The sequence below is a fragment of the Actinomycetospora sp. genome (genome assembly GCF_055612215.1).
The window spans coordinates 1-12,039 of sequence record NZ_JBVPVA010000756.1; the positions used below are offsets into that span (position 1 = coordinate 1).

Below are 12,039 nucleotides of genomic sequence, written 5' to 3' on the forward strand. Positions count from 1 at the left end.
CGGAGGCCACGGCGAACGCGGCGTACTCCCGGAACCCGATGACGGTGACCCGGATGCCCGCCTCGACGAGCTCCTCGAGCGGTTCCCGGAACGCCCGCCCGTCCCCGGAGGCGACGACGACGTGGGCCAGCCCGCCCTCGACCCGCCGCGCCTCGATGTGGGCGAGCATGTCGTCGTCGACGTCGGAGTCGTCGGCCGTCTTCGGCTTGGCGAAGACCGCGAACCCGACGTTGCGCAGCGCCTCCACCCAGGGCCGCACGATCTCGGTGGAGCCCGGGACGACGTTGGTGAACACCGTCGCCTCGGCGACGCCGTCCGGGCCGGCCAGCCCGAGCAGCCACCGGCCGACCGCGTCGAACCGGGGGCGGAAGGCCGAGGTCGGACGCGCGCCGAGCAGCGAGCCCAGGCTCATGTCCATGTTCGGCGCGTCCCAGACGAGCAGCGTGCGCCCGGGGCCCTCGAACTGCGCCAGCGGTGCGTCCTCGACGTCGGTCGAGCCGCCGGCCAGGGAGTCCGGCGCGGTCGCGGGGTGCGCGAGGTCGGCCGGGGACGGCGAGGGGGAGGGCGACACGGGGCCGACTCTAACTGCCCGACGTCGACGGGTCCGCCGCACGATCACGAGCCGTCACCCGCCGTCGGGGCACCGGCTCCGCGCACCAGGACGAGGTCGCGGCTGGGGCGGCCCTGCTCCTCGGCGCGGGTCTCGAACTTGGTCCGCGGGCGCCAGGCGGGCCGGGGCGCGAAGCCGCCGTGCGGGTTGTCCAGCGTCGGCTCAGCGTCGGTGACCTCGAGCATCCACTCGGCGTACTCGGCGACGTCGGTGGCCAGGTGCAGCGTCGCCCCCGGACGCAGGCGCGAGGCCATGAGCGCGACGACGGCGGGCTGGACGAGGCGGCGCTTGTGGTGGCGGCGCTTGGGCCACGGGTCGGGGTAGAAGACGCGGAGCCCGGCGAGCGACCCGGGCGCGACGCGGTCGCGCAGGACGACGACGGCGTCGCCGCGCAGCAGCCGCAGGTTCGTCAACCCGGCCTCCTCGACCCGCATCAGCAACTGCCCGAGACCGGGCGGGTAGACCTCGACGGCGACGTGGTCGACGTCGGGCTCGGCCGCGGCCAGCGCGGCGGTGGTCTCGCCCATCCCGGAGCCGATCTCGAGACGCAGCCCGGCGTCGCGCCCGAACCACGCGGCCGGGTCGAGCCGGCCGTCGGCGTCGAGGAGGTCCGCACGGCGGCCGCCGGGGGTGAGGTCGGCGAGGTCGGCCCCGAGGCGGTCCCACGAGCGGTCCCAGGCGCGCTGCTGGCCCGCGGTCATCCGGCCGCCGCGGTCGGCGAAGCTGACGATGCCCCGTCGCGCGGCGGTGGCGCGCTCCTCGACGGAACCCTCCCCCGTCGCGGCGCCCGCCCACGTGCCGGCCGACGCCGGGTACTCCTCGCCCACCCGACGATCCACACATCCGGCGCCCGGCCGACGTGCGGCCCCGGGGCGGAAACCGCTCCCCGGCGGCGTGCTCAGCCGGACTCGATGACCCGCGTCTGGTCGCGCTTGTCCTGCGGGGGGCGGCGGGCGCCACTGCGCAGCGAGGCGGCGACCTGCTTGGCGCGGGCGTTGTTCCGCACGCGGGCGAGGGCGACCAGCGTGATCACGTGGAGGACGCCCAGGAAGAGGAGGATCCCGCCGACCCGGGTGACGACGAGCTGGACGGTCCCGTCGACCGCGAACGGCGCCCACGTCGAGAGCAGCGCCATGAATCCCAGCGCCACCAGGTGGAACCCCACCCCGAGCAGCCGGGTGATCGACTGGGCGACCTCGTGGTCCTCGAAGACGTCGCGCAGGAACCCCACTCCGGTGCGCATCAGGATCTGCCCCACGACCACCGTGACGACCAGCCCGATGAAGACGATCAGCAGATACGTGCCCGTGTCCGGCGTGGTCACCACTCGGCCCTCTCTGCGGTCCTGCGCGCTCCGGGTGGCGCCTGTTCGGCCCCAGCATCCCCTGATCGGTGATCGCGCGAAACCCCGCCACGCCCGTGGCGCCAGTGACGGGTGCGACGCACGGGTCGTGCGGAACGGCCCCTGCGCGTCACCCGCCCTCCTTACGCTCCCGGGGGATCGACGACGGAGGCGGCCGTGGGGCGTTGGGCGCAGGACACCGCCCGGGCGTGCCGCGCGGCCGCGCCGGGCGTCGCGCTGCCGAGCGCCGACGCCCTCGACGCGGTGGCGGCGCGCGCGGAGGCGACGCCCGCGCTCGTCGTCACCGGGCCGGTGTCCTCGGGGAAGTCGACGCTGGTCAACGCCCTGGTGGGGCGCCGGGTCGCGCCGACCGGGGCGGGCGAGTGCACCCGGTTGGTCGCCCGCTACGTCCGCGGACCGGTCGACCGGCTCGACGTCGTGCTCGCCGACGGCACCCGGCGTCCGCTGCCGCTCGCCGAGGGTGGACGGGTCCCGGCCGCCGTCGGGGACCGGCTCGGCGTCGACCCGGCCGACGTCGACCACCTGCTCGTCACGCTGACCAGCGACGCGCTGGACGGGCTCACGGTCGTCGACACCCCGGGGACGGGCTCCGCGCGACGGCCCCCGTCGGGACCGGGCCCGGCCGACGACGCCGTCGCCGCCCTCGTCGTGCTGCCCTCCTCGGCCCGCCCGGACGAGGTGGACCGGCTCGCCGAGGCCGCCCGCCACGGCCCGGCCGGGGTGGTGGCGGTGCTCGGCCGCGCCGACACCGTCGGGTCCCCCGACGACGCCGCGGCGGTCGCGACGACGCTCGGGCGCCGCCTCGGCGCGCGCCTCGGCCCCGTGACCCCGGTGGTCGGGCTGCTGGCGGAGACGGCGACGACGGGGGCGCTGCGCACCGAGGACCGGCACGCGCTCGCCGCGCTCGCAACCGCCGACGGGCCGGCCGTCGACGCCGCGCTCGCCGACCCGGAGCTCTTCGTCCACGCCGACCTGCCGGCGCCCCCGCCCGCCCGCACGCGGCTGCTCGAGCTGTGCGACCGGCGCGGCGTCGCCCTCGCGGTCGCGCTGCTGCGCGAGCGCCCGGAGGCGGGCGTGGGCGAGGTCTGCGCGGCGTTGCTCGCCGCGTCCGGCCTGGACGTGGTCGTCGAGCGGCTGCACACCGACGTCCGCGCGCGGTCGGACGTGCTCGCGGCGGCCGCGGGCGAGCGGCGGGTGGCCGCGCTGCTCGAGCAGGAACGGGACGCGACGCGGGCCGACCGGCGGGCGGGCCGGACCCCGGCGGCGGGCACCCGGGACCTCGTCCGGCTCGGCGACCTCGTCGAGGACCTGGCGGCCCGGCCGCTCCACCTCGAGCTCGCCCTGCTCGCGGCGGGCGCCCGCGCACGCAGCGGCGCCGTCGAGCTCCCCGCCGAGCTCGCCGAGGACCTCGACCTCCTCGCCGGCGCCGGGGTCGCCGCGCCGGACCGGGCCCGGCTGGCGGCCCTCGCGGCGCGCGTCGGGCTCGACGACGCCGCGCCGGGGGACCTCGCCGGGCACGCCGCGCGCCGCGCCGCGACGTGGCGGTCCTACGCGACGTGGGGCACCCCGCCCGACCGGTCCGAGGTCGCCGCCGCCGTCCACCGCGGCTGGGCGCGGGTGTGGGGGGAGCTCACGGCGTGAGCGGGGCAGGGACCGGCACGGCGGCGCTGCCCGCCGAGGTCGCGACGGCGCGGCGCGAGGTCGAGCGGGTGCTCGTCGAGGCGGGGGTGCCCGCGCCGGCGGTCGCGTCGGGCGCGGGGCGGCCGGTCGCGGCGCTCGTCGGCGCTCCCGGACGCGGCCGCCGGGCGCTCGCGGCCGCCCTGCTCGACCTGCCCGCCGACGGCGTCGGGCCGGGGGTCGTGCGGATCGCGGCCACTCCGGAGGCAGGTGGACTCGCCGTGGACGTCCCGCTGCTCGAGGAACTCGACCTCGCCCTGCCCGCCCGGGCACCCGGCGGCGGGTGGGACCCGGGCGGTGACGCGTCCCTGCTGGTCGTGGTCGCGGGAGCGGGGGCGCCGCTCGACGCGGGCGAGCTGGACGCGCTCGCGGCGGCCGCCGGCATCGTCGAGTCGGCGGTGTTCGCGCTGGTGGGCACCGAGGCGCACCGGGGCTGGCGCACCGTGCTCGAGGCCGACCGCGACCTCGTCGCCGAGCGGGTCCCCCGGTGGGCGGACGCGGCGTGGTTCCCGGTCTCCCCGGTGCTCGCCGCCGCCGCCCGCGGGACCGGCACCGACGGCGAGCCGCTGCGCCGGCACGCCGGGATCGCCCCGCTGCAACGCCACCTGCACGGTCTGCTCGCGCGACGGCGCCGGATGCTCGACGAGGCCAACGCGCTGCGCGCCGGGACCACCGCGCTGGGCACGCTGGTGACGGCGCCCGTGCCCGCCGACGACGAGCTGCGCCGGCGTCGCGCCGCCCTCGAGTCGGCGCGCGCCGCGCTGCGCCGGGAGCACCACGTGCGTTGGCGCGCCGAGCTCGCAGCCGCCCGGGTCGCGGTGCTGGACGACCTCGGCCGGCGGCTGCGGGCCCTCGGCGTGCGCCACCGGGACCGCCTCGACACCACGACGCGGGCCGACCTCGCCGCGTTGCCCGACCTGGTGGCGGCGGAGGTCGCCGAGGAGGCCGACGCGGTCGTCGCCGCGCTCGGGGAGCGGCTGCGGACCCTCGTCGTGGGGACCCTGGCCGGGCTGCTCCCGCCCGCCGAGCTCGCCGCGCTGCGGATCCCGCCGCCGCAGCCGCGCCCGGAGCTCCCGGCGCCGAGCCCGCGCCGGCCGGACCGGCTCCTCGTCGTCGCGGGCGCCTCGGGCGGGCTCGGGCTCTCCCGGTTGGCGCTGCTGCCGCTGCTCGCGGTGCCCGTCGCACCCGTCGTGGGCGCCGCGCTCGTCCCGGTCTCGGTGGGGATCGGGCTCGGCGCAGCCGGGTGGCTCGCGCACTCGCGGCGCCGCGCGGCCGACCGCGCCCACGCCCGCGCCTGGCTGACCGAGGCGGTGACCCAGGCCCGCACCGACCTCGAGCGGGTGCTCGTGGAGGCGCTCATCGCGGCCGAACGGGAGATCACCCTCGCCCTCGACCGCGCCCTCGACGAGCGGGCCCGCGCGGTGGACGCGGCGCTGCGCGGGGTGGGCGAACAGGTCCGCCGAGCCGCGGACGGGCACGCCCGCGACGTGGCGCGCGCCGAGCGGGCGCGCCGGGCCGCCGCCCGCGCGGAGACCGTGCTGGCCCGGATCGGGGCGGCCCGCGACCGGACCTGACGCCCGGGGACCGGGGGGTCCGGAGTCCGTCGGTCGGACCCAGCTCCGTCGTCCTGCCCGCCCGGAGGCGACCGCGCCGACCGCTGCGCCGCGAGCTCACCGAGAAAGCGGGTCCCGCGGACCCGGTTCTGCCGTGTGCTCCGCGGGTCCGCGCCACGCCCCGCGAGGAAGGATCATCGACGCTCGGCCCACGATTCCTCCGAAGCGCACCCACGCGGGCACGCGCCCGCCTAGCGTGCCGGTCGTGCCCGACGCCGCCCCCGACCTCACGCACCCGGACCCCGTCGCGCCGGACGCGCCCGGCGCCGACGTGCCGACCGCCGCGTGGGGTGCCCCGGGTGCGGCGATGCTCGCCGGCGACCTGGTGCCCGGCGAACCGGTCCTCGGCGCGCCGACCGTCGACTCCGACGCCGACGGGGCGCCCGACACCGCGGTGGCCGAGGTCGCCGACCAACTCGTCCTCGCCACCGACCTCGACCACGACGGGCGGGCCGACGCGGTCACCCGGATCGGAGCGGACGGCGTCGTCACCGCGCGGACCGGCGACCCCGCGCCGCAGGACCGTCCCTGGGACGCGCCGCCGCCCCCGCCGCCGTCGGTGGACCCCCGCACCGGGGTGTGGATCCGCGGGTAGCCGTCGCTGTCGGAGGGCTCGGGTACGGTCCGGCCGTGTCGATGGACAGCGCCCTCGCCGGCCGCCCGGACACCGGCGCCACGGCCACCGTGCGCGAGGTCGACGGTGACTTCCTGGCCCTGCCGCTGCGCGAGGTCGCGGCCGCGGCGCTGGAGGCCGCCCGTGCGGGTGGCGCCGAGCACGCCGACGTCCGCGTGCACCGGATCCGCAGCGCCGCGCTCGAGCTGCGCGACGCGCGCGTCGTGAGCTCCTCCGACACCGACGAGGTGGGGCTCGCGGTCCGGGTGCTCCGCCACGGGGTCTGGGGGTTCGCCGCCCACGTCGACCTCACACCGGCCACCGCCGCCGCCACCGCCCGTCGCGCGCTCGACGTCGCCGCCACCCTCGCGCCCGTCGCCCGGGAGACCGTGACCCTGGCGGCGGAGCCGGTCCACGCCGACGCCACCTGGGTCTCGCCCTACGTCCTCGACCCCTTCGCGGTCGACCCGGGCGACCGGATCGGCCTGCTCACCGACCGCTCGGCCCGGCTGCTCGGCGCGCCGGGGGTCGACCACGTCGAGGCGGTGTGCCTGCAGGTCAAGGAGCAGACCTTCTACGCCGACCTCGCCGGGACGGTGACCACCCAGCAGCGCGTCCGGGTCGATCCCGGCGTGAGCGTCACGGCCGTCGACCGCGACGGCGGCGGCTTCGAGTCGCTGCGCTCGGTCGCCCCGCCCGCGGGCCGCGGCTGGGAGTACCTGACGGGCACGGGGTGGGACTGGGACGCCGAGCTCGCCGAGCTGCCCGACCTGCTCGCGGAGAAGCTGGCGGCGCCGAGCGTCGCCGCCGGGCCGACCGACCTGGTGATCGACCCGACGAACCTCTGGCTGGTCATCCACGAGTCCATCGGCCACGCCACGGAGTACGACCGCGCGATCGGCTACGAGGCCGCCTACGCGGGCACCAGCTTCGCCACGCCCGACCGGCTCGGGACGTTGCGCTACGGCAGCGACGTCCTGCAGGTCACCGGGGACCGCACGGAGCCGCACGGCCTGGCGAGCGTCGCCTACGACGACGACGGCGTGTCGACCGCCGAGACCGGGCCCTTCGACCTGATCCGCGACGGCGTGCTCGTCGGCTACCAGGTCGACCGCTCCTTCGCGCCGCGCCTGGGTCTCGAGCGGTCCAACGGCTGCGCCTACGCCGACTCCCCGCACCACGTCCCGCTGCAGCGGATGGCGAACGTCTCGCTGGCCCCCGACCCGGCGGCCGACACGAGCACGGCCGAGCTGATCTCCCGCGTCGAGGACGGCCTCTACGTGGTCGGGGACCGTTCCTGGTCGATCGACATGCAGCGCTACAACTTCCAGTTCACCGGCCAGCGCTTCTACCGGATCGCCGGGGGCGAGCTCGCGGGCCAGGTCCGCGACGTCGCCTACCAGGCGACGACCACCGACTTCTGGGGCGCGATGGAGGCGGTCGGCGGGCCCTCGACGTGGCGGCTCGGCGGGGCGTTCACGTGCGGCAAGGCCCAGCCCGGCCAGGTGGCCCCGGTCAGCCACGGCTGCCCGAGCGCGCTCTTCCGCGGGATCAGCGTGCTGAACACGGCGAGCGAGGCCGGGCGGTGACCGCCGTGACGACCAGCCCGGCCGCCCTCGTCGAGCGGACCCTGGAGATCGCGCGCCGCGTCCGCCCCGACGCCGGCGCCGCCGTCCTCGTCCGCGAGACCTCCGAGGCCGTCCTGCGCTGGGCCAACTCGACGATGACCACCAACGGCGCGACCACCGACCGCACCGTCGGGATCGTCCTGCTCGTGCCGCTGCCCGCCGGCGGCACCGGCGCCGGGGTCGTGCGGCTCTCCGCGCCCGAGACGCTGATCGGCGCCGCGGACGACCACGCGGCCGCCGACGCCGCCCTCACCGACGCGGTGCGCGAAGCCCTCGTCGCCGCCGAGCGGTCCGGTCCGGCCCGCGACGCGGCCGAGCTGCCGCCGCCGAGCGCGCCCCCGGACCAGGACTTCGCCGCGGCCGCGGGCGAGACCTCCGCGGGCGTGTTCACCGGGCTCGCCGCGGCGCTGGCCGACTCCTTCGGGGCCGACCACTCGGCCGGGTTCGCCGACCACCACGTCACCACGACGTGGCTCGGGACGACGGCCGGTGTCCGGCGCCGCTGGGTGAGCCCCGGCGGCGCCGTGGAGATCAACCTCAAGGACCCGTCGACGGGCTCCTCGGTGTGGGGCGGGCAGAGCTCGCGGGACTTCACCGACGTCGACCTGCCCGAGCTGCTGGCCGACCTGCGGGGGCGGCTCGCGTGGGGCCGGCGGCGGATCGCACTCGAGCCGGGCCGCCACGAGACGATCCTGCCGCCGTCGGCGGTCAGCGACTTCATGGTCTACCTGGCGTGGTCGATGGGCGGGCGGCCCGCGCAGGAGGGACGCAGCGCCCTGTCCCGCGCCGGCGGCACCCGCGTCGGCGAGCAGCTCACGACGCTGCCGCTCACCCTCGCCGGGGACCCCGACGCGCCCGGCTTCCCGGGCCTGGTCCACGAACCGGTGCTCGCCACGACGAGCTCCGGCGACGAGGTGTCGGTCTTCGACAACGGCGCGGCGACCCGGCGGGTGGAGTGGCTGCGCGAGGGCCGGGTCGGCGAGCTGGCCTACCCGCGCGCCGCGGCCGCGGAGTTCGCGGCCGACGGCGCCCGCTTCGCCCCGCCGTCGGAGAACCTCCTGCTCACCGGGGGGACGGACGCCTCGCTCGAGGACATGGTGGCCTCGACCCGGCGCGGCCTGCTGCTGACCTGCCTCTGGTACATGCGCGAGGTCGACCCGGAGACGATGCTGCTCACCGGGCTGACCCGCGACGGGGTCTATCTCGTCGAGGACGGCGAGGTCGTCGCCGAGGTCAACAACTTCCGCTTCAACGAGTCCCCGCTCGACCTCGTGCGCCGCGCGACCGAGGCCGGGGCGACGCAGCGGACGCTGCCGCGCGAGTGGAAGGACTGGTTCACCCTCGCCGCGATGCCGCCGCTGCGGATCCCCGACTTCAACATGTCGTCGGTCTCGCAGGCGAGCTGAGCGCGACCCCGGGTCGCGCGGCGCGGGCACACTGGAGCCCGTGGCACGAGTGGTGATGCGCTACCCGGGGGCGCCGGGCGCGTCCGGGGTGGTCACGCAGGCCGCGTGGGAGGCCGAGATCCCGCACCGCGGCGAGCTCGGTGACCTCGCGACCCTCGTCGGCTCGGGCGGGGTGTGCGTGCTGTCCGGGGCCGGGATCTCCACCGACTCCGGCATCCCCGACTACCGGGGCCCGTCGAGCGCGGCCCGCCGCCACGCCCCGATGACCTACGACGCCTTCGTCTCCGACCCCGACGCCCGCCACCGCTACTGGGCCCGCAGCCACGTCGGCTGGCCACAGATCGAGCGCGCCCGCCCGAACGACGCCCACCGGGCCGTCGCCACCCTGCAGCGCTCCGGACTCGTCACCGACGTGATCACCCAGAACGTCGACGGGCTGCACCAGGCCGCCGGGGCCCGCGACGTCGTCGAGCTCCACGGCGCCCTCGCGCGCGTGGTCTGCGTGGGCTGCGCCGCCGCGTGCGACCGCGCCGACGTCCAGGCCCGCCTCGCCGTCGTCAACCGGGCCTTCGACGCCGACGTCGCCGCGCTGCGCTCCACCCAGGTCAACCCCGACGGCGACGCCGAGCTCCCGCCCGGCCTGGTCGAGCGCTTCACGATGATCGACTGCCCGGCGTGCGGCGGCGGGCCGCTCAAGCCCGATGTCGTCTTCTTCGGGGAGTCGGTGCCCCGCCCCCGGGTCGCGTCGTGCTTCGAGCGGGTGGCCCGGGCCCGCGCGCTGCTCGTCCTCGGGTCGTCCCTCGCGGTCATGTCCGGGCTGCGCTTCGCCCGCGCGGCCGCCCGCGCGGGCACACCGGTCGCCATCGTGACGGCGGGCCCGAGCCGGGGGGACGAGCTGGCGACGGTGCGGCTCGCGTCACCTCTCGGTGAGGCCCTTCCCGCCCTGGTCAGCGCCCTCCGGGCCTGAATCGTTCAGCTTGATCGTGGAAGTGGTGCCTTCGACACCGACGAGCGGTTCCGTCGGCAACATCTGTCGTTAACGTCGGAGTACTCCGACGGGGCGTCACGGTGTGGTGCAGCAGCCGTCACCCGTGTCCGGTGCCCCTGCGCCCCCCGCGGACGTGACGATCCCCGTCACCTGGCGACCTCACGGTCGTCGCTCGGAGACCGGCGACACGATCGGAGAGTGACACGACGTATGACGGCCGCACCGACCATCCCAGGGCTCGACAACCCGCCGCTGCAGCGCCAGGACGTCCTGGACTGGGTGACCCAGGTCGCCGAGCTCACCACTCCGGACCGGGTGGTGTGGTGCGACGGGACGCCGGACGAGTGGACGCGCCTCACCGATGAGCTCGTCGAGGCCGGCACCTACACGCGTCTCGATCCCGAGAAGAAGCCGAACTCGTTCTACGCCGCCTCCGACCCCGACGACGTCGCGCGCGTCGAGGAGCGCACCTTCATCTGCTCGGTCGACGAGCGGGACGCGGGCCCCACCAACAACTGGATGGACCCGGCCGAGATGAAGGCCACGATGTCCGAGCTCTACCGGGGCTGCATGCGTGGTCGCACGATGTTCGTCATCCCGTTCTGCATGGGCCCGACGAACGCGGAGCACCCGAAGCTCGGCGTCGAGATCTCCGACAGCGCCTACGTCGTGACCTCGATGCACATCATGACCCGCATGGGTCCCGAGGTGTACGAGCGCCTCGAGTCCGCCGACTCCGAGTGGGTCCCCGCGCTGCACTCCATCGGGGCGCCGCTCGAGCCCGGCCAGGCCGACGTGCCCTGGCCCTGCAACGAGACCAAGTACATCAGCCACTTCCCCGAGACCCGCGAGATCTGGAGCTTCGGCTCCGGGTACGGCGGCAACGCGCTGCTGGGCAAGAAGTGCTACGCGCTGCGCATCGCCACGGTGATGGCGCGTGACGAGGGCTGGCTCGCCGAGCACATGCTGATCCTCAAGCTGATCAGCCCGGAGGACAGGGCGTACTACGTCGCGGCGGCGTTCCCCTCGGCCTGCGGCAAGACCAACCTCGCGATGCTGCAGCCCACCGTCCCGGGGTGGCGTGCCGAGACCGTCGGCGACGACATCGCCTGGATGCGCTTCGGTGACGACGGGCGGCTCTACGCGGTGAACCCGGAGTTCGGGTTCTTCGGGGTCGCCCCGGGCACCAACTGGAAGACCAACCCCAACGCCATGCGCACCATCGAGCACGGCAACGCGCTGTTCACCAACGTCGCGCTCACCGACGACGGCGACGTCTGGTGGGAGGGCCTCGAGGGCGACCCCGAGCACCTCACCGCGTGGACCGGGGACGACTGGACGCGCGGTTCGGCCAAGCCCGCCGCCCACCCGAACTCGCGGTACACCGTGCCGATCTCGCAGTGCCCCGTCGTCGCTCCCGAGTGGGAGGACCCGCAGGGCGTGCCGATCTCGGCGATCCTGTTCGGCGGCCGCCGCAAGACGACGATCCCGCTGGTCACCGAGTCCTTCGACTGGCAGCACGGCACCTTCATGGGCGCCACCATGTCGAGCGAGATGACGGCCGCGGCCAAGGGCGGCAAGGGCCAGGTCCGGCGCGACCCGATGGCGATGCTGCCGTTCCTGGGCTACAACGTCGGCGACTACTTCCAGCACTGGGTGAACGTGGGCAAGAGCGCCGACGCCACCAAGCTGCCGAGGATCTTCTACGTCAACTGGTTCCGGCGCGGCGAGGACAACCGCTTCCTGTGGCCCGGGTTCGGCGAGAACAGCCGCGTCCTCAAGTGGGTCATCGAGCGGCTCGAGGGCAAGGCCGCGGCCACCGAGACGCCGATCGGGCATGTCCCGAGCGCCGACCAGATCGACACCGAGGGGCTCGCCGAGCCGGCCGAGGACATCGAGGCGTCGCTGCGCTTCGACCGCGAGGAGTGGCTCGAGGAGCTGCCCCTCATCGAGGAGTGGTTCGACAAGATCGGCGAGGGCCTGCCCACGTCGATGCGCGACGAGCTCGAGGCCCTCAAGCAGCGCCTGGGCGCCTGATCGCGGTCCCGCCCCCCACCCCGGCACGTGCCGGGGTGGGGGGCGGTGTCACGTCCGCCCGGTCGCGCGCCCGAGCGGGGACGGCGCGCTGACCGGGAGCACGT

10 protein-coding genes are annotated in these 12,039 nt (G+C 76.5%); 7 read left to right on the forward strand and 3 right to left on the reverse strand.

From position 1 onward, the window contains the following. The 3 genes from AC0CYZ_RS20575 to AC0CYZ_RS20585 all read right to left on the reverse strand — a co-directional run. Positions 1–571: NYN domain-containing protein (locus tag AC0CYZ_RS20575; protein ID WP_472218710.1), on the reverse strand; the 571-nt coding region annotated here is incomplete at its 3' end. Between the two features lie 44 nt (positions 572–615). Then, the gene (gene trmB, locus AC0CYZ_RS20580) at positions 616–1,311 is read right to left on the reverse strand and encodes a tRNA (guanosine(46)-N7)-methyltransferase TrmB (RefSeq protein ID WP_472218724.1); all 696 of its coding nucleotides are present in this window, start codon (positions 1,309–1,311) and stop codon (positions 616–618) included. 197 nt (positions 1,312–1,508) lie between these two features. Next, entirely contained in the window at positions 1,509–1,934 is a 426-nt protein-coding gene (locus tag AC0CYZ_RS20585; RefSeq protein WP_472218712.1) for a hypothetical protein, read from the reverse strand. Between the two features lie 195 nt (positions 1,935–2,129). On the opposite strand from AC0CYZ_RS20585, the gene AC0CYZ_RS20590 reads away from it, so the two are divergent. From AC0CYZ_RS20590 to AC0CYZ_RS20620, 7 genes are all read left to right on the forward strand, one after another. Beyond that, on the forward strand, positions 2,130–3,614 hold the full coding sequence (locus tag AC0CYZ_RS20590) for a dynamin family protein (protein ID WP_472218714.1): 1,485 nt from the start codon (positions 2,130–2,132) through the stop codon (positions 3,612–3,614). Beyond that, positions 3,611–5,224 (forward strand): hypothetical protein, encoded by a 1,614-nt coding sequence (locus AC0CYZ_RS20595; RefSeq protein ID WP_472218716.1) that lies wholly within the window; start codon positions 3,611–3,613, stop codon positions 5,222–5,224. Before AC0CYZ_RS20590 ends, AC0CYZ_RS20595 begins: the two co-directional genes overlap by 4 nt. A 244-nt stretch (positions 5,225–5,468) precedes the next feature. Next, positions 5,469–5,858, forward strand: coding sequence for a DUF6802 family protein (locus tag AC0CYZ_RS20600; RefSeq protein WP_472218718.1), 390 nt, complete (start codon positions 5,469–5,471; stop codon positions 5,856–5,858). A 41-nt stretch (positions 5,859–5,899) separates the two neighbouring features. Further along, a complete protein-coding gene (locus AC0CYZ_RS20605) occupies positions 5,900–7,465 on the forward strand; it encodes a TldD/PmbA family protein (RefSeq protein ID WP_472218726.1) in 1,566 nt (521 codons plus the stop codon). Positions 7,466–7,470: 5 nt separating this feature from the next. Next, the gene (locus tag AC0CYZ_RS20610; RefSeq protein WP_472218720.1) at positions 7,471–8,910 is read left to right on the forward strand and encodes a metallopeptidase TldD-related protein; all 1,440 of its coding nucleotides are present in this window, start codon (positions 7,471–7,473) and stop codon (positions 8,908–8,910) included. A 40-nt stretch (positions 8,911–8,950) separates the two neighbouring features. Further along, the gene (locus AC0CYZ_RS20615; RefSeq protein ID WP_472218722.1) at positions 8,951–9,877 is read left to right on the forward strand and encodes an NAD-dependent protein deacetylase; all 927 of its coding nucleotides are present in this window, start codon (positions 8,951–8,953) and stop codon (positions 9,875–9,877) included. Positions 9,878–10,108: 231 nt separating this feature from the next. Continuing rightward, positions 10,109–11,935 (forward strand): phosphoenolpyruvate carboxykinase (GTP), encoded by a 1,827-nt coding sequence (locus tag AC0CYZ_RS20620; RefSeq protein WP_472218728.1) that lies wholly within the window; start codon positions 10,109–10,111, stop codon positions 11,933–11,935. Positions 11,936–12,039: the final 104 nt, after the last annotated feature.

What these genes read in the sequence shown, in the direction of transcription:
- trmB (WP_472218724.1), bottom strand. Translation starts at nt 1,311, where the DNA reads ATGACCGCGGGCCAGCAGCGCGCCTGGGACCGCTCGTGGGACCGCCTC.
- AC0CYZ_RS20605 (WP_472218726.1), top strand. Translation starts at nt 5,900, where the DNA reads ATGGACAGCGCCCTCGCCGGCCGCCCGGACACCGGCGCCACGGCCACC.
- AC0CYZ_RS20620 (WP_472218728.1), top strand. Translation starts at nt 10,109, where the DNA reads ATGACGGCCGCACCGACCATCCCAGGGCTCGACAACCCGCCGCTGCAG.